This window comes from Fodinicola feengrottensis (assembly GCF_039530045.1).
Lineage (GTDB): Bacteria > Actinomycetota > Actinomycetes > Mycobacteriales > HKI-0501 > Fodinicola > Fodinicola feengrottensis.
Genome location: NZ_BAAANY010000008.1, coordinates 551,257 through 571,233 on the forward strand (window position 1 = coordinate 551,257; position 19,977 = coordinate 571,233).

Annotated in this window: 21 protein-coding genes; 11 read left to right on the forward strand and 10 right to left on the reverse strand. The window is 64.9% G+C overall.

What is annotated here, in order from left to right; all coding sequences use genetic code 11:
• Positions 1-161: 161 nt before the first annotated feature.
• The 3 genes from ABD301_RS12245 (at position 162) to ABD301_RS12255 (ending at position 4,061) form a co-directional block, all read left to right on the forward strand.
• Entirely contained in the window at positions 162-1,832 is a 1,671-nt protein-coding gene (locus ABD301_RS12245; RefSeq protein ID WP_344309912.1) for a CocE/NonD family hydrolase, read from the forward strand.
• A 96-nt stretch (positions 1,833-1,928) separates the two neighbouring features.
• Entirely contained in the window at positions 1,929-3,179 is a 1,251-nt protein-coding gene (locus ABD301_RS12250) for a pyridoxal phosphate-dependent aminotransferase (protein WP_344309914.1), read from the forward strand.
• A 6-nt stretch (positions 3,180-3,185) separates the two neighbouring features.
• The gene (locus ABD301_RS12255; protein WP_344309916.1) at positions 3,186-4,061 is read left to right on the forward strand and encodes an endo alpha-1,4 polygalactosaminidase; all 876 of its coding nucleotides are present in this window, start codon (positions 3,186-3,188) and stop codon (positions 4,059-4,061) included.
• Here the strand turns inward: ABD301_RS12255 and ABD301_RS12260 are convergent.
• A complete protein-coding gene (locus tag ABD301_RS12260; RefSeq protein WP_344309918.1) occupies positions 4,046-4,630 on the reverse strand; it encodes a TetR/AcrR family transcriptional regulator in 585 nt (194 codons plus the stop codon). The two genes, ABD301_RS12255 and ABD301_RS12260, sit on opposite strands and share 16 nt — an antisense overlap.
• 82 nt (positions 4,631-4,712) lie before the next feature.
• Here ABD301_RS12260 and ABD301_RS12265 point away from each other — a divergent pair, with 82 nt between their 5' ends.
• Positions 4,713-5,402 (forward strand): SDR family oxidoreductase, encoded by a 690-nt coding sequence (locus ABD301_RS12265; RefSeq protein ID WP_344309920.1) that lies wholly within the window; start codon positions 4,713-4,715, stop codon positions 5,400-5,402.
• 251 nt (positions 5,403-5,653) lie between these two features.
• Here ABD301_RS12265 and ppk2 read toward each other — a convergent pair whose 3' ends face one another.
• From ppk2 to paaZ, 7 genes are read right to left on the reverse strand one after another with little or no spacing between them, the layout of a single operon-like run.
• Positions 5,654-6,472: a polyphosphate kinase 2 gene (gene ppk2 / locus ABD301_RS12270; RefSeq protein ID WP_344309922.1), complete on the reverse strand. Its 819-nt coding sequence runs from the start codon at positions 6,470-6,472 to the stop codon at positions 5,654-5,656.
• An 11-nt stretch (positions 6,473-6,483) separates the two neighbouring features.
• Complete coding sequence (gene paaE, locus ABD301_RS12275) at positions 6,484-7,560, reverse strand: 1,2-phenylacetyl-CoA epoxidase subunit PaaE (protein WP_344309924.1); 1,077 nt, start codon at positions 7,558-7,560, stop codon at positions 6,484-6,486.
• Between the two features lie 3 nt (positions 7,561-7,563).
• Positions 7,564-8,067 carry a 1,2-phenylacetyl-CoA epoxidase subunit PaaD gene (gene paaD, locus ABD301_RS12280; protein ID WP_344309926.1) on the reverse strand — a complete coding sequence of 168 codons (504 nt, stop codon included), beginning with the start codon at positions 8,065-8,067 and terminating at the stop codon, positions 7,564-7,566.
• Positions 8,064-8,936, reverse strand: coding sequence for a 1,2-phenylacetyl-CoA epoxidase subunit PaaC (paaC, locus tag ABD301_RS12285; protein WP_344310029.1), 873 nt, complete (start codon positions 8,934-8,936; stop codon positions 8,064-8,066). Before paaC ends, paaD begins: the two co-directional genes overlap by 4 nt.
• A gap of 8 nt (positions 8,937-8,944) precedes the next feature.
• Complete coding sequence (gene paaB, locus ABD301_RS12290) at positions 8,945-9,229, reverse strand: 1,2-phenylacetyl-CoA epoxidase subunit PaaB (protein ID WP_163571375.1); 285 nt, start codon at positions 9,227-9,229, stop codon at positions 8,945-8,947.
• A complete protein-coding gene (gene paaA, locus ABD301_RS12295) occupies positions 9,226-10,164 on the reverse strand; it encodes a 1,2-phenylacetyl-CoA epoxidase subunit PaaA (RefSeq protein ID WP_163571377.1) in 939 nt (312 codons plus the stop codon). The genes paaB and paaA overlap by 4 nt, the downstream gene beginning before the upstream one ends.
• A complete protein-coding gene (paaZ, locus tag ABD301_RS12300) occupies positions 10,161-12,188 on the reverse strand; it encodes a phenylacetic acid degradation bifunctional protein PaaZ (RefSeq protein WP_344309931.1) in 2,028 nt (675 codons plus the stop codon). Before paaZ ends, paaA begins: the two co-directional genes overlap by 4 nt.
• A 112-nt stretch (positions 12,189-12,300) precedes the next feature.
• On the opposite strand from paaZ, the gene paaI reads away from it, so the two are divergent.
• The 3 genes from paaI to ABD301_RS12315 are packed head-to-tail and all read left to right on the forward strand — an operon-like array spanning position 12,301 to position 14,577.
• Positions 12,301-12,687, forward strand: a complete 387-nt coding sequence (gene paaI, locus ABD301_RS12305) for a hydroxyphenylacetyl-CoA thioesterase PaaI (RefSeq protein WP_344310031.1) — start codon at positions 12,301-12,303, stop codon at positions 12,685-12,687.
• Positions 12,684-13,979 carry a phenylacetate--CoA ligase PaaK gene (paaK, locus tag ABD301_RS12310; protein ID WP_425551927.1) on the forward strand — a complete coding sequence of 432 codons (1,296 nt, stop codon included), beginning with the start codon at positions 12,684-12,686 and terminating at the stop codon, positions 13,977-13,979. Before paaI ends, paaK begins: the two co-directional genes overlap by 4 nt.
• Position 13,980: 1 nt before the next feature.
• Positions 13,981-14,577 (forward strand): TetR/AcrR family transcriptional regulator, encoded by a 597-nt coding sequence (locus ABD301_RS12315; RefSeq protein WP_163571381.1) that lies wholly within the window; start codon positions 13,981-13,983, stop codon positions 14,575-14,577.
• A gap of 124 nt (positions 14,578-14,701) precedes the next feature.
• Here ABD301_RS12315 and ABD301_RS12320 read toward each other — a convergent pair whose 3' ends face one another.
• The gene (locus tag ABD301_RS12320) at positions 14,702-15,217 is read right to left on the reverse strand and encodes a CHAP domain-containing protein (RefSeq protein ID WP_163571383.1); all 516 of its coding nucleotides are present in this window, start codon (positions 15,215-15,217) and stop codon (positions 14,702-14,704) included.
• Between the two features lie 358 nt (positions 15,218-15,575).
• Between ABD301_RS12320 and ABD301_RS42420 the strand changes: the two genes are divergently transcribed.
• The 4 genes from ABD301_RS42420 to ABD301_RS12335 all read left to right on the forward strand — a co-directional run bounded on the left by ABD301_RS42420 (position 15,576) and on the right by ABD301_RS12335 (position 19,052).
• A complete protein-coding gene (locus tag ABD301_RS42420) occupies positions 15,576-15,875 on the forward strand; it encodes a MarR family winged helix-turn-helix transcriptional regulator (RefSeq protein WP_425551932.1) in 300 nt (99 codons plus the stop codon).
• A gap of 130 nt (positions 15,876-16,005) precedes the next feature.
• Positions 16,006-16,572 carry a hypothetical protein gene (locus ABD301_RS12325; RefSeq protein WP_344309934.1) on the forward strand — a complete coding sequence of 189 codons (567 nt, stop codon included), beginning with the start codon at positions 16,006-16,008 and terminating at the stop codon, positions 16,570-16,572.
• A 34-nt stretch (positions 16,573-16,606) separates the two neighbouring features.
• Entirely contained in the window at positions 16,607-17,464 is an 858-nt protein-coding gene (locus ABD301_RS12330) for an RpnC/YadD family protein (protein WP_344309936.1), read from the forward strand.
• Positions 17,465-17,801: 337 nt separating this feature from the next.
• Complete coding sequence (locus ABD301_RS12335) at positions 17,802-19,052, forward strand: cytochrome P450 (protein WP_344309938.1); 1,251 nt, start codon at positions 17,802-17,804, stop codon at positions 19,050-19,052.
• On the opposite strand, the gene ABD301_RS12340 is transcribed toward ABD301_RS12335, so the two are convergent.
• Positions 19,053-19,808: an SDR family NAD(P)-dependent oxidoreductase gene (locus tag ABD301_RS12340; protein ID WP_344309940.1), complete on the reverse strand. Its 756-nt coding sequence runs from the start codon at positions 19,806-19,808 to the stop codon at positions 19,053-19,055.
• Positions 19,809-19,977 lie beyond the last annotated feature (169 nt).

Genomic DNA, 19,977 nt, shown 5'->3' on the forward strand with positions numbered 1-19,977 from the left:
CATACAACAAAGGTATGAGCGCGACCGCCCGGCACTCGCAGGACGACGCTTGGATCTCGACCCTCATCCACCCGGACTTCAGAAACACGTCCTAGCAGTCTGACTCGCCATCGCGATCTTCATCGGCGAGACTCGAAAGGGAGACCGCGAGGGAGGCAAGGGTGAAGGCGTTGCGAGGTCCTGGATTTGACGGTCAGGTAGCCGCGAAGGCGTTGAGTTGGCGTGATAACGCTGTCGACCGGCTGCTCGGGCTGCCGGCGGCGACCACCCAAGACGTGGAAACGCATCGGGAGCGGACCACGATGCCCGACGGTGTCGTGTTGCTCGCGGACCGATTTCGCCCGCGCGGCAACGAACCACTGCCGGTGGTGATCGTCCGGACGCCGTACGGACGCGGTGCGCTGACCCGGCAGGCCTTCGGGATGGTGTTGGCGCGCCGTGGATTCCAGGTCTTCCTGCAGAGCGTGCGGGGAACTTTTGGCTCCGGTGGGCGTTTTGAGGCCTTCCATCGGGAGCGGGCCGATGGGTTGGCCACCGCTGAATGGATCCGGGCCCAGCCGTGGTGCGACGGTCGGATCGCCACCGCGGGCCCGAGCTATCTCGGTTACACCCAGTGGGCTTTCGCGCCGTACTTGGAAGAACCGCCGGCGGCGATGTGCCTCGGCGTCACCGGGTCGAATTTCGACCTCGCTCAGTACGACGGCGGCACTCTCGGCCTGCAGACCAGTCTGGTGTGGACGGTGCAGACCGGCTTACAGGAGACCAACAAATGGGGGCCGCTGGCCCGACCCCTGGTGAACCGGCGGATCGACGCCGGGCTCCGTTCGCTGCCACTGGGCGAAGCTGACGTGGTGTCGCTGGGAAAACCGTCGCCTTATTGGCGAGAGGTCGTCGAGCACAACGGGCCGGGCAGCGAGTTTTGGTCGGACATCGACCATTCCGCCGCGGTCGCCGGCACCACCGCGCCGATCAGCATGGTGACGGGCTGGTGGGACATCTTCCTTCCGTTGCAGCTGGCGGATTTCAAGACGTTGGCCGCCGCCGGCCGGTCGCCGCGACTGACCGTCGGGCCGTGGAACCACGGGGATCCGGGCAGCGCCAAGACGATGGTGCACGACCAGATCTCCTTCCTCGCCGCTCACTTGCAAGGGGATACCACCGGGCTGCGGCGCGCGCCGATTCGGATTTTCCTACAGGGCGCACAACGCTGGCTCGACCTCCAGCAATGGCCCCCGGCCGAAGTCACCGAGCGGCGGCTGCACTTGCTGCCGGCCGGCCGCCTCGGTGCGGACGTACCAGCGCAGAGCGGGCCGGACGTTTTCACGTACGATCCGGCAGATCCCACGCCGAACGTGGGCGGTGCGGTCTTCGCCGGCAAGTCGAAGCAGCAGGACCAGTCCACAGTGGAGCGTCGGTCCGATGTGCTGACCTTCACCGGTCCGGCGCTCACCCAGCCGCTCGACGTGGTGGGTGATGTCGTCGCCGAGGTCTTCGTCCAGACGGACAACGGTTTCGGTGATCTGGTCGTACGGCTGTGTGATGTGGACCGGGCCGGCCGTTCACTGAACGTTTGCGACCGCATCATTCGGCTGACACCGGAGATGGCAGCTGGCCAACAGCCGGTCCGCCTCCAGTTGTGGCCCACGGCGTACCGTTTCCGCACCGGTCACCGGCTCCGCGTGCAGGTCGCGGGCGGCTCTTTCCCACGTTATCCCCGAAACCACGGCTTCGGCGAGCCGACCGCCACCGCGGTGGCGATGCGACCCACCCGCTTCCAGATCCATCACGATCCGGACCGCCCGTCCGGCCTGATCCTTCCGGTGCTGCCTTGACCCGCCAGTGAAGAGGCGCTGGCCACAGAAGGCGTTTGTCCGTCCCTGATGTGCGAGCCTGGCAGTGACGTGATTTGTCCAGGAACGGAGACGGTTGTGGTTGTCCACTCGGCGACGTTGGCGGTCAACGAGCGGCTCGCGGCCATGCGGGCCGCCGGCCAGCAGGTGGTGCATCTCGGTTTCGGCGAGGCCGGGTTGCCGGTGCTGCCGGAGATCGCCGAAGTGCTGACCGCGCACGCTGGCCGCAACGGCTATGGCCCGGTGATCGGGTCGCCCTCGGCTCGTACGGCCGCGGCCGGCTATTTCGCTAGGCGGGGGCTCAAAACGGATGCCGCGCAGATCGCTTTCGCGCCAGGAAGCAAACCTCTGCTCTACGCCCTGATCGCGGCTCTGCCTGGCGATGTCGTGCTGCCACAACCAGCATGGCTGACGTACGCGGCGCAAGCGGCGCTCGCCGGAAAACACGTCATCGGGGTGCCGGCTCCGGCCGCGGCCGGTGGCATGCCCGATCCGGCACTTCTGGAGGAAACCCTTCGAGAAGCCCGAAAAGCTGGCCGCCGCCCTGGCGTTTTGTTGCTGACCCTGCCTGACAATCCGACCGGCACTATGGCTGACCGTGCCCTGGTCGAACAGGTATGCCGGATAGCCGAAAACCACGACCTCGCGATTATTTCCGACGAGATCTACCGGGATCTCTGCCACCGTCCACAAGAGGCGGTCAGCGCGGCTTCGTACGTGCCGGACCGGACCTTCGTCACCAACGGGCTTTCCAAGGCGATGGCACTGGGCGGCTGGCGGATCGGCTTCGCCCGATTCCCGGTTGGCCCACACGGTGAGGATATTCGTGAGCGGGTGATCGGCATCGCCAGCGAACTATGGTCCAGTCTTGCCGCGCCCATGCAGGACGTTGCCGCGTACGTGCTGGACGATCCCGACTCGGTGATGATCCAGGTCGCCGCGAGCCGCCGGCTGCACGAGCGTATTTCCCTTGCTGTTTACGGTATCTTGACCGCTGCAGGGGCGGCCGTACGAAAGCCGAACGCGGCTTTCTACTCGTATCCGGATCTGGAATGTTTCCGGCCGGCTCTTGCCGCTCGCGGGGTCAAGGGCTCCGACGACCTTGCCGAGTTTTTGCTAGACCAGTACGGAATAGGCGTGTTGTCCGGCGCCGCCTTCGGTGACAACCCGGGCGCATTCCGGTTCCGGGTCGCTACGAGCCTGCTTTACGGTGAGACCGACGAGCAGCGCTGGACCGCGCTGAGCAGCGACCACCCGACAGAGTTGCCCTGGATAGCGGCAGCACTGGAGCAGCTCAAGAGCGGCCTCACTGCACTGAGGAGTCTTTAGCTAAGCATGACCAGAAAACTCCTTGTGACACTGGTCGGTGTGGTTGTGCTGGCCGGATGCTCAGCCACGCCACCCACAGGTCCGGCAGTCACGGCGCCGCAGACAGATCGGGCAACGGTGGTCGCGCCGCCGGTGCATGGCCGGTTCGACTACCAGATCGGCGGACCGTACCAGCCGGACGCGTCGGTGGCGATCGTCGACCGCGACCGACTAGTCAGCCCGGTTTCCGGAAAATACAACATTTGCTACCTGAACGCGCTGCAGAGCCAACCGGATCCCGATGATTCTTCCAGCGCACCGGCGGAAGGCACCCTGTCGTGGTGGGCCGACCAGCATCCGGATTTGGTGGTGAAAGGCCAGGATGGGCACCCGGTGATCGACCAGGAGTGGAACGAGGCTGTTCTGGACGTGTCCACCGCGGATAAACGAGCGAAGATCCTGGAGATTGAGAAGCCGTGGATAGACGGCTGCCGAAGGTCCGGCTTCCAGGCGATCGAACCGGACAACCTCGACTCGTACAATCGCTCGCACGGGACTTTTCCGTTTGCGGCGGACCGCGATTTCATGGTCGCGTTCGTGCGATATGCGCATTCTCGCGGGCTGGCCGTCGGACAGAAGAACGCGAACCACGAATACGGCAGGCTCGGCCGAACGGTCGTCGGGTTCGACTTCGCGATCGCCGAGGAATGCTCGTATTACCACGAATGCGGGGAATACGCGGCCGCGTACGGAAACAACTACATCGATATTGAATACAGCGACCAGGGTGAGTCGCCCTTTCGTGCGGCCTGCCAGGACCATGGAGCGCACGCCTCTGTCATTCTCCGCGACCGGCACGTGGCACCGAAGGCGGATCCTGCCTATCGCTACGAAACCTGCTGACCCGCGGCTCGTACGACCAGTGCGGCCAGCTCCCGGCCGGCCGCCTCGCTTAGCGGCGCGTGGTCGAGCAACAACCGATACCACAGCACACCATAGACAACGTCGATGAGCAGCTCGATCCGTACATCCGCTGAGATTTCGCCCCGCTGCGCGGCCCGGTCCAGAATGCCGCGCAGCGCGGCCCGCCGGCCGAACAGGAACCGATCGCGGAACTGCTGGGCGAACACCGGATCCAGCAGTGCCTCGGCCATCAGCCCGACCAGGATGGGACGTTGGCTGCGCTGGCGGAAAGTGGCTGCGAGGAATGCCGTCAGATCGGCTCGCAGGGTGCCGTTGTCTGGGATCGAAATCCTGCTTGCCGCCGCCTCCAGCAGGGCGTCCAGAACGACGTCCGCCTTGGACGGCCACCACCGGTAAATCGTCTGTTTACCCGCGCCCGCGCGGGCGGCGATGCCTTCGACGGTCAGCGCGGCATATCCCTTTTCTGTCAGCTCGTCGGCGGCAGCGGCCAGAATCGCCTGCCGGACCGCCTCGCTGCGCGGCCGTCCGGGCTGTCGATCACCAGTCATCCCGCCACTTTACAAGACGCTGGGTCTCGCTATAGCCTTGGATTGATAACGAGACGGGGCGTATTGGAATGGAAGTTTTGTCATGCGGGTAGTCATCATGGGTGGTACGTCCGGAATCGGCCTCGCCAGCGCGGAAAAGCTGACCGCGGCCGGTGCCGACGTGATCGTTACAGGTCGCGATCCGGACCGCTTGGCGGCGGTCCGGGATCGGGTCGCGGCCGCCGAGCAGGTGGACGGGGCATCCGAATCCGAGGTGGCGTCGTTTTTTGACCGTGCCGGCGTGATTGACCATTTAGTGCTGGCCTTCAGTCCGGGCGCGGTTGGCATGGGAAATCTGTCTGACACTCGGGTCGCGGACATACGGTTGGCGTTCGAAGGAAAGCTTTTCGGCTACCTGTCGGCAATTCAGCGCGCCAAGGTGACCGGATCCATCACGATGGTGTCGGCCGTGTCCGCCCGTGCCGCGATGCCTGGCACCGTGGCACTCGCGGCGGTCAACGGGGCCATTGAACGGATCGTGCCGCCGCTCGCGGCCGAGTTGGCGCCGGTACGGGTAAATGCCGTGTCACCTGGTGTCATCGACACACCCTGGTGGGCATTTGTTCCTGATGATCAACGGCAAGTCCGGCTCGCGTCATACACCGAGCGGATCCCGGCGGGCCGAGCGGGCGAGGCGGCGGAGGTCGCCGACGCCGTGCATTATCTGATCGGCGCGGCTTACGTGACCGGTGCGGTGCTCCCGGTCGACGGTGGGGCAGCGATGGGTTCCTAGTGTCTCTAAAGCCCAGGCGACGAGGGCCGAGCCCAAACGCCGCCTGCGAGCACCTGACGATCACACCCATACAACTACTACCCGAACAACGCGAACGTGAATCCCAACCACGACCCATTCGCCAGCGGCGAAGCCTGGCGATCGACCACCCCCACCTGGACCGGCGCCAAGCTCGCCTAACCCATCGCGAACTCGACGTTTTCGTTGCCGACACGCCGATACTGGCGACGAAAACGTCGAGTTCGCGAGGGTCACTTGAGTAGCGAAGCGGCGTGATCCGGCACGTACGTCTGCAGATCCTGCGGCGGGCGCTGGTAGCCCGTCGAGGGTGGTCGCGGTGGCAGCTTGAGTTTTGGGTGCGGAACGTCGGTGTACGAAATGGTGGACAGCAGATGCGAGATGATGTTGAGCCGTGCGCGGCGCTTGTCCTCGCTGTCCACCACGAACCACGGCGACTCCGGCACGTCGGTCTGGACGAACATCTCGTCCTTCGCGCGGGAATACGCTTCCCACTTCGACACCGATTCGAGGTCCATCGGCGAGAGTTTCCACTGTCGCATCGGATCGTCCAGCCGCGACCGCAGCCTGCGCTCCTGCTCCTGCTCGCTCACCGAGAACCAGTATTTGCGCAGCAACACCCCGTCATCGACCAGCATTCGCTCGAAAATCGGGGCTTGGTGTAGGAACCGCTGGTGCTCTCTGGGCGTACAAAAGCCCATGACGTGTTCGACACCGGCGCGGTTATACCAACTACGGTCAAAGAGCACGATTTCGCCGGCGGCCGGCAGATGTTCCACATATCGCTGGAAATACCACTGGCCGCGCTGGCGCTCGGTGGGCGCCGGCAACGCGGCGATCCGGGCGACCCGCGGGTTGAGATATTCGGTGATCCTCTTGATGGCGCCGCCCTTTCCGGCGGCGTCCCGGCCCTCGAAAAGAATGACCACCCGGGCATTCTCGGTTCGCACCCATTCCTGCAGGCGTACCAGCTCCATCTGCAGCCGTAGAAGCTCGGTTTCGTACGCCTTGCGGGGAATCTTCTCGAGCTCAGGCGCTTCCTTTGATGTCACCGTGCATCCCCTCAGGCGTCGTAGTCCACCGTGAGCGTATCCGACACCGGGTATGACTGGCATGTCAGCACGAATCCAGCGTCCAGCTCGGACTGGTCAAGCGCGAAGTTCCGGCGCAGATCCACCTCGCCGGTGACCACCCGGGCTCGACAGGTGCCGCAAACGCCGCCCTTGCAGGCAAACGGCAGATCGGGTCGTACCCGCTGCGCCCCGTCGAGAAGGCGTGTGTCTCGGGCCACTGGCACCACAGTCGACCGCCCGTCCAGCAATACGGTGACCTCGCTGACAGGTCCTTCGACCGTGGGATCGTGATGGCGCGCGGGCTCAGGCGGGGCCTCTTCGACGAAAAACAGCTCCTGGTGAATGCGTTCGTCGGTCACGCCCAGCTCGGCGAGCACGTCCCGCGCCTCGGTCACCATCGCGTACGGGCCACACATCCACCAATGGTCTACGTCCGTGACGTCCAACAAAAGGGGCAGCAGCGTACGCAGCTTCTCAGCGTCCAACCGGCCGGAGAACAATTCAGCTTCCCTTGGCTCGCGGGAAAGGACGTGCGCGAGCTCCAGCCGGGTGGGATGAGTGTCCTTCAGGTCGGCGAGGTCGTCGGCGAACATTACCGTGTCGGTCCGGCGGTTGCCGTAGAGCAATGTCACCCGAGTGTCCACAGTAGACAACAACGACGTTGCTATGGACAGGATGGGGGTGATTCCCGAACCGGCCGCGATCAGCACGTGATGGCCGGCCACACCGAGGTCGGGGGTGAAGTTTCCGGTCGGCGGCAGCACTTCCACCTCGTCGCCCGGCCGCACGTCCCGGACCAGCCAGCGAGAGAACAGGCCGTTGGGCACTTCGCGAACGCCGATCCGTGGCGCGCTGCCGGCCGGCGAGCAAATCGAGTACGAGCGGCGCTCTTCTCGGCCTTCGACTTTCCGGCGCAGGGTTAGTGACTGACCGGGCCGGAACTCGTACGCGCCGGCGAGGTCGGCGGGGACCTCGAAGGTCACCGCCACCGCATCGTCGCAGACAGTTTGCACGGCCGCCACCGTCAGGCGGTGAAACACCGGCCGGCGGCTGTCCACTGTGGTCATCGGTCAGATCTCCTTGACGTGCTCGAAAGGCTCGGCGCAGGTCCGGCATCGGTGCAGCGACCGACAAGCGGTGGCCCCGAAAGCGGACATCAGCTCGGTGTCCGGCGACCCGCACAGAGGGCACCGGACCATGCGAGCGGTCGGGCCGAGAGTGAGTGGGATCGGGCCGGCTGCCCGCCGATTAGCCTTGCCAGGAGGAGAAATGCCGGCGGCGGAGAGCTTGCGGCGCCCTTCGTCGCTGATCCAGTCGCTGCTCCAGGTCGGCCGCAGCACGACCCGCACGTCGACCTCCGTAAAGCCTTCTGTGTGCAGGGCGAACACCAGGTCGTCGCGCATCGCGTCCATAGCCGGACAGCCGGAATAAGTCGGGGTAATGGAGACGACAATCGTGCCATCAGATGCCGTTCGTACGTCGCGGAGCACACCGAGATCGGCGAGCGTCAGCATGGGCAGCTCGGGATCGGTGACTTTTTCGGCTACTGCGCGGGGATCTGTGAGGGTCTTCACCAGGTCGCCTCCGGATGTGCGCGGGCGACACTCTGCATTTCGGTCAGCAGCGTGCCCAGTGCCTCGCTGTGTTGCCCGTCGCGGCCACCGGCTTGCGCCGGGTCCACGGTCGGACGGTTCAACGTCGCTTTGTCGAGGATCTGCGCGAGAACGGCATCGAACTCAGCACGCAGCGTGCTGGGATCGACACCGACACCAGCGCAGGCGAGCCGGTGTTCCACCGGGTGCGGCTGGAAAAGTTCGTCGACCAGCGGCCAGAGCGCGGCCAGGCCGTCCTGCATGCGTTGATGGGAAAGGGAAGTGCCGTCGCCGAGCCGCACGACCCAGCCGGCCGCGTAGTCACGGTGGTAGGTCACCTCTTTGACGCCCTTGGCGGCGACCGCGGCCAGCACCGGGTCGCGGGAATCCGTGAGCCGGTCCAGCAGTGCCAGGCGGTGGGCGGAAAAGACCAGCAGCCGGGCCATGGAGAAGGCGAAGTCACCGTTGGGCGCCTCGACCAGGCGGGTGTTGCGGAAGCCGCCTTCGGCCCGGAAGTACGCGAAAGCGTCCTCGTCGCGATCGGTGCCATCGGCTTTTCCGGCGCGTGTCAACAACAACCTGGCCTGACCGAGCAGGTCGAGCCCGATGTTGGCGAGCGCGACCTCGTCCTCCAACTCCGGGCCGTGAGTGCACCACTCCTGCAGCCGGTGTGAGGCGATCAGGGCGTCGTCGCCGAGCATCAGGCAGTACGCCGCGAGGTCACCGCCGTCCACATCGGACGGCACGGTGGTGTCCAGCCCGGCGAGCGGGTCGGTGAAGCCGGTGCCGTACGCCCAACGAGCCTCGTCGTTCTCCTCGATGATCGCTTCGTACGCGTTGTCAAAGCCCATTGGTCTGCTCACATGTGAGGAACGTTGTCGGGGATGTCGTAGAAAGTCGGGTGCCGGTAGACCTTGTCGGCCGAGGGGGCGAAAAACGGGTCTTTCTCATCTGGGCTGGAGGCGACGATCGCGGCGGCCGGCACCACCCAGATGCTGACGCCTTCGTTGCGCCGGGTGTAGAGGTCGCGGGCGTGCCGGACGGCCATCTCGCCGTCCGAAGCGCGCAGCGATCCGACATGGACGTGGTTCAGGCCACGCTTGCCGCGGACGAAAACCTCCCACAGTGGCCACTCGTTCTTCACGTCATCACTTCCTCACGAGCGTGTTTTTCCGCGTACGCGCTGGCCGCCTCGCGGACCCAGGCGCCCTCTTCATGCGCTGCCTTGCGAATCGCGACCCGCTCGGCATTGCACGGCCCGTGGCCGCTCACCACCCGCTTGAACTCGACCCAGTCGATATCCCCGAAATCGTGATGCTCGCGCTCGGGATTCCAGCGCAGCTGGGGATCCGGCAGGCTGACGCCAAGGGCCCGCGCCTGTGGCACCGACATGTCCACGAACCGCTGCCGCAGCTCGTCATTGGTGTGCCGCTTGATCTTCCAGGCCATGGACTGCGCGGTGTTGGTGGAATCCGCGTCCGGTGGCCCGAACATCATCAGCGCCGGCCACCACCAGCGGTTAGTGGCCTCCTGAACCATATCCCGCTGCGCTTGGGTGCCGCGCATCATCGTCATCAGCAGCTCGTATCCCTGCCGTTGGTGGAAAGACTCCTCTTTGCAGATCCGGATCATGGCCCGCGCGTACGGCCCGTACGAGCTGCGGCACAGCGGCACCTGGTTGCAGATGGCGGCGCCGTCGACCAGCCAACCAATCACTCCGACATCGGCATACGTCAGCGTGGGGTAGTTGAAGATCGAGGAGTATTTCTGCCGTCCGGCGATCAGGTTTTCGGTCAGCTCGGTACGATCCGCGCCGAGCGTCTCGGCCGCTGCGTACAAGTAGAGGCCGTGACCGGCCTCGTCCTGCACCTTGGCCAGCAGGATCGCCTTGCGCCGCAACGAAGGCGCCCGGGTGATCCAGTTTCCCTCCGGCTGCATGCCGATGATCTCGGAGTGCGCGTGCTGGGCGATCTGGCGGACCATCGTCTTGCGATAGCCGTCCGGCACCCAGTCGCGCGGCTCGATCCGCTGTTCGTTCGCGATGGTCGCGTCGAAATACTCCTGCAGCGCGGAAGTCATGACTTGGCCACCAAAGTCAGCACGTCGTATTTGGCGACCGACGAGCCATCCTGCTTGGTCACGTCCGCGTCCCAGCGAACCTCGCCGTAGTCAGCGTTTTCCCGCGGCGTGATCTGCTTGGCGGTCAGCGTCACAGTCAGCTCGTCGCCGGGATAGACCGGCGTCAGGAACCGCAGGTTTTCCAGACCGTAGTTGGCCAACACCGGCCCTGGTTCGGGCGAGACGAAAAGTCCGGCGGCGATGGAGACGATCAGATAGCCGTGCGCGACGATCCCGCCAAACAACGGGTTGGCCTTGGCGGCTTGTTCGTCGGTGTGCGCATAGAAAGTGTCGCCGGTGAATTCGGCGAAATGATCGATGTCGGCCAGCGTGATCGTACGAGGGCCAGCCACCACCGCGTCCCCGACCCGCAACTGTGCGAGGCTCTTGCGGAAGGGATGCACGTCGGTGATGGACCGGTCGCTGCCAGCCACCCAGCGTCCGGTGATTTTTGCCAGCAGGGCGGGACTTCCTTGGACCGCGGTGCGCTGCAGGTAGTGCATGACTCCGCGGATGCCACCCATTTCCTCGCCGCCACCGGCCCGGCCCGGTCCGCCGTGCACCAGCGCTGGCATCGGCGAGCCGTGACCGGTTGATTCGGCCGCGTCGGTGGAGTCCAGCACCAGCAGGCGACCGTGCCATGGAGCCGCACCCAGCACCACTTGGCGGGCGAAGTCCGAATCGGCGGTGACGATCGAGCCGGCGAGGCTTCCCTTGCCCCGGGCGGCAAGATCGATGACCTGCTCGACGTTTTCGTACGGCAGCACCGTACTCACCGGGCCGAAGGCCTCGACCTCGTGCGGGGCGGCCGCATTCGGGTCATCGCAACGCACCAGCAGCGGCGACAGGAAAGCGCCACGCTCGAAGTCGGCGTCTACCACGTCCGTCCGCTCCGGATCGCCGAAGACCAGCTTTCCGGCCTCCAGCAGCGATTTCAGCGACCGCCGGACCTCTTCGCGTTGCTCCAGGCCGGCGAGCGGGCCCATCCGCACGTCTTTGCTCGCTGGGTTGCCGATGACGATCTTGGCCAGCCGCTCAGAAGTCGCGGCGACCACGTCGTCGACGATCGCGGCCGGCACGAACGCCCGGCGGATCGCGGTGCATTTCTGCCCTGCCTTGACGGTCATCTCGGTGACGAGCTGCTTGACGAACAAGTCGAACTCGGCGGTGCCCGGGGTCGCGTCCGGGCCAAGGATGGACATGTTCAGTGAGTCGGCCTCGGCGTTGAACCGGACCGCGTTGCGGATCACCGAGGGATGTGACCGCAACCGCGCGGCGGTCGACGCCGAGCCGGTGAAGCCGACCACGTCCTGTTCGGTCAGATGGTCGAAGAGGTCGCCCACGCCGCCGGAAACGAGCTGCACGGACCCTTCCGGCAGCAACCCGGAGGTGATCACCAACTCGATCATCCGAGCTGTCAGATATGCCGTCAGGCTGGCAGGTTTGACCAGGCTGGGCACGCCGGCCAGGAATGCTGGCGCGAACTTCTCCAGCGGCCCCCAGACCGGGAAGTTGAATGCGTTGACCTGCACCGAAACTCCGCGTAGCGAAGTGCTGATGTGTTGGCCCAGGAAGGTGCCGCCCTTGCTCAGCGGCTCGACGTCGCCGTCGACGTAGACGGTGTCATTCGGCAACTCACGGCGGCCCTTGCTGGCGTACGAAAGCAAAACGCCGATGCCGCCGTCGATATCGAACTTCGAGTCGAAGGCGGTGGCGCCGGTTTTCGCGGACAGTGCGTAAAGCTCCTCGCGGTGCTCGCGCAGGTGCGACCCGAGCGCCTTCAGCAGCGCGGCCCGCTGGTGGAACGTGAGCTCGCGTAGCGCCGGCCCGCCGACCCGCCGACCGTAGTCCAGTGCGCCAGCCATGTCGATCCCGGCCGAGGTGATCCGGGCGACTTCTTCCCCGGTGACCGCATCGTGCAGCGGGCTGCCCGACTCGGTGGGTTCGTACCAGTTTCCGGCCACATAGCTGCGCAGCGGCGCCATCCGACCCGCCTCCCATGCCTCGATCGTGTCTGAATTACTGACCGTCCGTTCGTTCAGTTGATGCTACCCTGGGCGAGTGCTGGAGGGAACCGGGAACGACGCCGTTCGACGGATGCTGGCCGACGACCGCGCATCGGCAGGCCTGGGCATCGAGCTGGTGGAGGTCACCGCCGGCCGGGCCGCGGCCCGGATGACGATCACCAGCGCGATGGTCAACGGTCACGGGATCGCGCACGGCGGCTTCGTGTTCACCTTGGCGGACACAGCTTTCGCCTGCGCCTGCAACTCGTACGGGCCGGTCGCCGTCGCGGCCGGCGCCGACATCACTTTCGTCGCACCGGCCCGGGAAGGCGATGTGCTCACCGCGACCGCGCAGGAAAGGGTGACGTACGGCCGAAGTGGCGTCTATGACGTCACCGTGGTCCGTGTCGACGGGGATGTTATCGCGGAGTTTCGTGGTCGCAGTCGGACGATCCGGCGTGAGGGAGAAGTGAAATGAGCCCGTCGGACCCAAAAGCCTGGGATGACGCTGAGCTGATGTCGGTCGACGAGTTGCGCGCTGTGCAGCTCCAACGTCTACAGTGGACGCTCCGGCACGCGTACGAGAACGTGCCAGCGTACAAAGCCAAATTCGACGCCGCCGGGGTCCATCCGGACGACTGTCGCGATCTCACTGACCTCGCGCGTTTTCCCTTCACCAGCAAGCAAGACCTGCGAGACAACTACCCGTTCGGCATGTTCGCGGTGCCGATGGAACAAGTCAGTCGGGTGCACGCGTCCAGCGGCACCACTGGCCGGCCAACCGTGGTTGGCTATACCGCGCAGGACATCGACATGTGGGCGACTGTGATGGCCCGCTCGATCCGGGCGGCCGGCGGTCGACCCGGCGACCGGGTCCACGTGGCGTATGGGTATGGGCTGTTCACCGGTGGCCTGGGTGCTCACTACGGAGCCGAAAAGCTGGGCTGCACGGTGATCCCGATGTCCGGTGGCATGACCGCCCGGCAGGTGCAGCTGATCACCGACTTCCAGCCGGACATCATCATGCTGACGCCCACGTACATGTTGACCATGATCGACGAGTTTGTCAGAGCCGGCCTGGATCCGCGGAAAACCTCGCTGCGGCTGGGGATTTTCGGTGCGGAGCCGTGGACCGACGAGATGCGCAGAGAGATCGAGGAACGGGTCGGCATCGATGCCACCGATATCTACGGACTGTCCGAAGTGGTCGGCCCTGGCGTCGCGCAGGAATGCGTGGAAACCAAGGACGGTCCGCACATTTGGGAGGACCACTTCTACCCCGAGGTGATCGATCCGGTGACCGCCGAGATCGCCGAAGAGGGCGAGTTGGTCTTTACCTCGCTGACCAAACAGGCGATGCCAGTGATCCGCTATCGTACGCGTGACCTCACCCGACTGCTGCCTGGCACTGCCCGACCCTCGTTTCGCCGTATGGAGCGGATAACTGGCCGTACGGACGACATGATCATCCTGCGTGGGGTGAACCTGTTTCCCACCCAGATCGAGGAGTTGGTGCTTCCGATGGCTGGTCTGGCGCCGCATTTCCAGTTGGTTTTGAGCCGCCAGGCCCGAATGGACCACCTGACCGTACGAGTGGAGGCGCGGCCGGAGGCGTCCACCGACCTTCGGGGCGAAGCCAGCGAAAATCTGGTCCGGCAGATCAAGGACCGGATCGGCGTGACGGTCGATGTGGCGGTCGTCGACCCGGACACGCTGGAGCGGTCGGTCGGCAAGCTGAAGCGCATTGTCGACCGCCGTAAAGTCGACTGACATGACGACCATCCCGGTGCGACGCGGAAGGCCCGGCTACGACCAGGAGTCGTTGCTGCGGGTAGCCGTGCGGGTTTTCAACGAGCGCGGCTATGACGGCACCAGCATGGAGGACTTGTCCCGCAAACTGGGCATCACCAAATCGGCGATCTATCATCACGTCTCCAGTAAAGAGGAGCTGCTGCGGCTCGCGCTTGACCGTGCCCTGGATGGCCTCTTCGCGGCCGCCGCCGATATCGAGGGCTCCAACGGCCCGTCCATTGAGAGACTCGAACGACTGGTCCGCGCCAGCGTGGCCGTGCTGGTTGACCAGCTTCCCTTCGTCACACTTCTACTGCGCGTACGAGGAAACACGAAGGTCGAGCGGGCCGCGCTGGCGCGCCGGCGGGAATTCGATCATCTCGTCACGGACCTCGTGAAGCAGGCCGCCGCGGAAGGGGACGTACGCCCCGATATCGATCCGTCCGTCACCGCGCGGTTGCTTTTCGGCCTGGTGAACTCACTGATCGAGTGGTATCGCCCGCGCGGCGGTCTGACCGCTGAGCATTTGGCGGAGAACCTGTGCGCGGTCGCCTTCGACGGACTCCGAGCCAAATAGGCTGGTGATAGACCCGCAGCGTGGCAATACGGCCAGACGCCGCACTGATCGGGCTGGAGTCACTTTGTTTGTCAGAGTAGTCGGGGGACCCGGTGGTGGCCGGGTCCCCCGATTTTGGGGTTGGCTACTGGTGGGGAACGGCGCCCGGGGTCCAGCCGCGGTAGGTCGCGTTCCAGCCGGCGACATTGCGCCAGTAGTCGTAGCCGCCACCGGATTTGGTGATATGACCGATGGCACCGTTCACGCTGCTCGCGTAGAAGCCGCCGGCTCCGTCGGAGATGCCGACGTGCCCGTACGAGCCGACATTCCAGTAGACAAAGGCGCCCAGCGGCGGGCTGTAGTCGCCGGGATGTTCGGGAGCGCCGAACCAATGTGCGTTGGCGGACGCCCACACGCCGGTGGTGCCGTACGAGTTTTCGGCCGCCATCTCGCAATAGCCTTCCCAGCCGGTGGAGCCGATGTGGTTCTGATACCACTGCACGGCTCCGGACGGCGTGCCGTCGGCAGCGGAGTTCGGGGCGATGACCGAGGCGGCGATCGTGGTATGCGCGCTGGCCATCGCTGGTGCGGTCGCGACGGCCGCGGTCGCGAAGGCGAGTACGGCAGCGACCTTGACGAATTTTTCTTTGAGAGTGGACATGACGCAACACTTCCCATCGTCAGCGGAGCTCACCCGCAAGGGCTGCAGTCCCTGCGGTGGCCACCGAAATGAAAGGGGAGACGCGGACCGGAATTCCGAGGTGACCGTCATCACTCGGTCGGGAGCAAAGCTACCCAGGCAACGCAAAGCGCGCAAGATCTTCCCAACCGACTATTCGCCATATTTCGACTCGTGAATAAACGTACCCACGATGTAAATGGAGAAAATGTAGCCGGTCTGTATCTGGGAAAGTCTGGTCATTGCCAAATCTGGCCGGAATGTTTCGAAGGACAAGGCCGACCGTGGGCCGTCGGTCGATCCGTGGCTGTGTCGCGACGACCGCCGCTGGAAAACGCGGATCGAGCCGCTCAGTGTCGGTGACCTCGCGAAGCGGCTCGGCGGCACGCCGTCGACCACGAGCGAGCTGGTCTCTGACCTCAGTCGCGCCGGGGTGACCGAACGACACGCGGATCCGGCCAACCGCCGGCGTGTCCTGGTTTCCTTGGCGCCGGAATATTGCCGACCGTTCCAGGCCTTCGTCGCACTCCGCTCAGCGGCCTTGTGGCGTGCCTTGGACAGGCTCTCTCCGCGTGATCAGGCTGGATTTGTCGCTGGTCTGGCGGCCTGGCCGCGCGAGGTGTTGGCCGAGGAGCAGTAGGTCTTAATAGATGCCCGAGTTTCCCAGGAAAGTCCAGGAAACTTTGGATACTGCCGGCAGTTCGGCAGACGTCATTGGGATACGCTGGTGCCTCAATGGGGATCGCCTTAGTCAAGGGAGGGGAGACGGAATGTCGGTCGTGAGGGAGAGTCCAGACCCAATGTATGAGGCTTTCAGCCGTGGCCGCGCCCTCGGCCGACTGGAAGGTCTCGCCGAGGGGAGAACCCACGGGATAGTCGAACTGCTGACCGAACTGGTGCGGGCGCGATTTCATGCGAGGCCAGACATCGAGTCGTATGCACGCCGTGTCGCGCTGCGCTTCCGCGACGACGAGACCCGGTGGATCGCGCAGATATTCGTGCGGTTCGAGAAATTCGACGATTTCCTGGGTACGGAGAAGGACGCGCGTACGTCCCGTCCCACCTTGCTGGAACAGATGTACGACGACGGCGCATTCGATGGTGGCGTGGAGGCCGCGGAGACCATTTTCGAGGCGATGCTGCGGTCCCGGTTCCCCGATGACCCGACAACTGAGCGGGCAGCGCGCCACCTCGGCCGGCTGGCTCCGGCCGACGCGGTGGCCGCTATCGAATCTGCCGGCGACTTGGAAGAGCTTCTCCGCCTTCCCATCCCTGAGAGAACCCCGGTTCATCGGACGAGCGATCAGCGTTCGCATTTTGTCATTGGCCGGCCATAGCGAGTAGAAAGGAGATGATTTTGCCATGAAGACCATGGAAACCACCGGAAAACCAAAGTTCGACGACGTGAAAGGCCACGGATCTCGGTACGACAACGCCACCAAGCTTCTTAGCGCGGATGAGCGGGCAGAGCTGTGTCGGTGGTTGGGAGCGACTGTGCCGTCCTTGGCGCGAGTTGCCAGCGAGGATCTCGCCGCGAACCCGCTGCGAGTGGACTACCTAATGCACACCGGAAAGCGTCAGTTGACGCACGTGGAGTTCGAGCGTCGACCGACTGCTGACCTTGGCCGCCGGATGTTCTGCTACCTCGGTAGATTGCAGGAACGGCATCGCGGTTACCACATCGAGCAGTTCGTAGTGGTCCTGGCTGACGGGAACCCACCTGAGGAATGGGAGCTGGGTGGCGCTCGGGTGCGCTATCGGGTTCACAAGCTGCGCGAGCAGGACCCGGATTCCTTGCTTGCCCGGCCTGCGACCGCTCCTTTTGCGGTGCTTGCCTGCGCTGAGCCCGCCGGAAGGCTGGCTCTGCTCACCAGGGTTTTGAAGGCCATTTGGGACTTCGACTATGACGAGGGACGGCGGAAAACTCTCGTCGAGATGGCCGCCACGTTGGCGGAAATATATCTCACCTTTGAAGAGGTAGAGGTCGCTTGGAAGGAGAGCGCGATGCTGTATCCGATGACCGAGGGCAAGATCTATCGCCATGTATACGCGGAGGGAGAGGACAAGGGACGTGCCGAGGAACGCGCCGAGATGATAGTCGCCATGCTGGAGGAGCGTTTTGGGGGCGATCCTGGGATTGTGTTGATTGCTGCTCGGCTGAGCGCTCTCGATCGGCGAGAGGCATATCGTCTGGTCTGGGCAGCCGAATCTCTGGACGACCTGCGGTGAAGATGTGGCCCCTTAGCGAGGGAAAGATCTATCGTCATGTATACGCGGAGGGAGTGGCGAAGGGAGTGGCCAAGGTACGTGCTGAGGGACGTGCTGAGGGACGTGCCGAGATGATAGTCACCATGCTGGAGGAGCATTTTGGGGCCGATCCTGGGATTGTGTTGATTGCCGCTCGGCTGAGCGCGCTCGATCGGCGAGAGGCATGTCGTCTGGTCTGGGCTGCCAATTCCCTGGACGAGTTGCGTTGAAGGTGTGGCCGATCGGCGATGGGACTGGTCTTGGCTGGCGTGGAGGCAGTAGTTTGGGGGATCTGTGATCGCCCCACGCTGGAGAGCCCGTGAGTGAGCCGTTTCCCTTTGCCGAGGCCACGCCGAACACTGTGCCGGCCGGTGAGCTGAGCAGATGCTACGAGCGGCTGCATGAGCTGGCGGAATCCACCTACTACCACTCCCGCAGCGGGTTGACGTTCGTATGGCGCTACGAGGACGTGAAGGAGGTGCTGGAGGCCAGAACTTCCGGGTTGACAAAGAAGAACTCGCTCGATCCGCTGCACGGTTACGGCAATATCGCGCGGAATCCATTCGCCATCCCACCGTTTGTACGCCACCTCGTCCCGCCGCCGGCGCCGGCGACCGCGAACAACACCGATCCGGAGCTGCATGGCCGGATTTGGGGTGCGATGGCTGGCCCGGAGGGGTATTTCCGGGTACCGGACTCGGCTGCCGCGCAGGCGGACATGAAGCGGCACTTCGCCGAGGCGCTTGACAGCGGCAGCGTGGCCGCAGAAATTGACATTTCTGGGATGGTGGCACCGAAATTCTCCGCCCAGGTGATGACGCAGTGGGCCGGGCTGCCGCCTGAGAGTGCGGAGTTGGTGCAGGTCTGGAGCCGCGCGCAGTCCGGGCTGCTGGGCCGGACGTACGCGAACCTCCGGGAGCAGGCGCGGGCAGTCAGCGGGCTCGGCAACCTTTTCACGGTCAGCGACCGGATTGTCCGGCGACGCATGCGTGAGCCGGCTGATGATTTCGCCAGTCATCTGCTGGCCAGGGATATTCCGCCGCGATATGTGGTCGCCGCGCTCGCGAATTCGTTGGCGGCCGGGGTTTTCACGGTCAGCGGTACGATCGAGAAGACAGTCCATGGCTTGTTGTCCGATCCGGTTCGGACGCAGTGGAACCAGCTCGGGGATCCGGCCAGAGCGCGGGTTATCGGCCGTGAGGGCCTGCGAATGTATCCGGGTTTGGTGGGCTGGAAGGCCGGTGCCCGCGAATCGGTGACGCTGAAGAGCGGGACGAAGCTGCCGCGTGGGCCGATCCTGACGATGATCGAGGCGGCCAACCGGGACCCGCGGATTTTCGCCGACCCGAACGACTTTCAGCCCGATCGCAGGGGCGCGCAGCCGCTCACCTTCGGACAGGGCGAGCATGTCTGCCCGGGTCAGTGGATCGCCCGGATCGCGGTGCAGACGTTTCTTGAGGAGCTGCACCACCATGCGCCCCAGGCGCGGATTATTCCAGCCGACACACCGACGACTCCGCAGCCAGACCTCTTGTTCAGTGGTGCCCAGGTGCGAGTTTGCCCTGCCTGACTACCAGAAACGGCCGGCGGTCGGGCGGCCTTGGCCGCCGTCGACACAGATGTTCGCGCCATTGATACCGGCGGCTCGCGGCGACAACAGGAAACAGGCCGTGTCCGCGACCTGCTGGACCTCCACCAGATGCCCGGTCGGGAACTCGCCGTCCGCGAAGGCGGCCATCCGCTCGGGCTGCTGGCGCCCGAAATCTTCCCAGCCACCGCCCGGAAACAGCGTCGAGCCGGGGCTGAGCGCGTTCACCCGGATGCCGCGCCGGCCGAGTTCCTGGCCGAGGGTCGCGGCGAGATGGATCTCGGCGGCCTTGGCTGACGCGTACGACGAGGAAGGGCCGGGTTTCCAGCCGGTCACCGACGAGACGATCAGCACCGAGCCGCCGGCCTTCTCCAGGTGCGGGGTAGCGCAGCGGACCGCATGGGCAGCGTGCAGAACATTGAGGCGGTAGGTGTGTTCCCAGTCCTCGTACGACGATTCGAGCAGCCCGCCGCCGGTGGACCCGCCGGCGTTGGCAACCAGCAGGTCCAACCGTCCAAAGTGGTCAGCGGCGGCTCGTACGGCCGATGCCAACTGTTCAGGATCTGTCACGTCCGCGGTGATGCCGAACAATTCGCCGGACTTGCGCAAACTCTCCGGGTCTCGGCCGCACACCGCCACCGAGACACCCTCGGCGACCAGTCCGCGGGCGATGGCGAGGCCGATCCCGCGGCTGCCGCCGGTGACGAAGGCGGCCTTGCCGGCGAGGCCCAGATCCATTGTCCCTCCAGCGAAGTCGACTAACCCTACCCGGTCCGCCGAGCCGGAGTGAAATGTCTGCATCGGCGATAAGTTGAGACACGCTGGGCTGTTTGGGTAGTAGCCTCCATGGGCAGTCAGGCCTTACTCTGAGCACCCGCCCGGCCGTCGCTTCCCTTGACGGCCGGGC

Bases quoted from the DNA above. Each gene is read 5' to 3' on its own strand.
- ABD301_RS12255 (WP_344309916.1), top strand. From the start codon at position 3,186: ATGACCAGAAAACTCCTTGTGACACTGGTCGGTGTGGTTGTGCTGGCC.
- ABD301_RS12260 (WP_344309918.1), bottom strand. From the start codon at position 4,630: ATGACTGGTGATCGACAGCCCGGACGGCCGCGCAGCGAGGCGGTCCGG.
- ABD301_RS12265 (WP_344309920.1), top strand. From the start codon at position 4,713: ATGCGGGTAGTCATCATGGGTGGTACGTCCGGAATCGGCCTCGCCAGC.
- paaE (WP_344309924.1), bottom strand. From the start codon at position 7,560: ATGACCACAGTGGACAGCCGCCGGCCGGTGTTTCACCGCCTGACGGTG.
- paaC (WP_344310029.1), bottom strand. From the start codon at position 8,936: ATGGGCTTTGACAACGCGTACGAAGCGATCATCGAGGAGAACGACGAG.
- paaA (WP_163571377.1), bottom strand. From the start codon at position 10,164: ATGACTTCCGCGCTGCAGGAGTATTTCGACGCGACCATCGCGAACGAA.
- paaZ (WP_344309931.1), bottom strand. From the start codon at position 12,188: ATGGCGCCGCTGCGCAGCTATGTGGCCGGAAACTGGTACGAACCCACC.
- paaI (WP_344310031.1), top strand. From the start codon at position 12,301: ATGCTGGCCGACGACCGCGCATCGGCAGGCCTGGGCATCGAGCTGGTG.
- paaK (WP_425551927.1), top strand. From the start codon at position 12,684: ATGAGCCCGTCGGACCCAAAAGCCTGGGATGACGCTGAGCTGATGTCG.
- ABD301_RS12315 (WP_163571381.1), top strand. From the start codon at position 13,981: ATGACGACCATCCCGGTGCGACGCGGAAGGCCCGGCTACGACCAGGAG.
- ABD301_RS12320 (WP_163571383.1), bottom strand. From the start codon at position 15,217: ATGTCCACTCTCAAAGAAAAATTCGTCAAGGTCGCTGCCGTACTCGCC.
- ABD301_RS12325 (WP_344309934.1), top strand. From the start codon at position 16,006: ATGTCGGTCGTGAGGGAGAGTCCAGACCCAATGTATGAGGCTTTCAGC.
- ABD301_RS12330 (WP_344309936.1), top strand. From the start codon at position 16,607: ATGGAAACCACCGGAAAACCAAAGTTCGACGACGTGAAAGGCCACGGA.
- ABD301_RS12340 (WP_344309940.1), bottom strand. From the start codon at position 19,808: ATGGATCTGGGCCTCGCCGGCAAGGCCGCCTTCGTCACCGGCGGCAGC.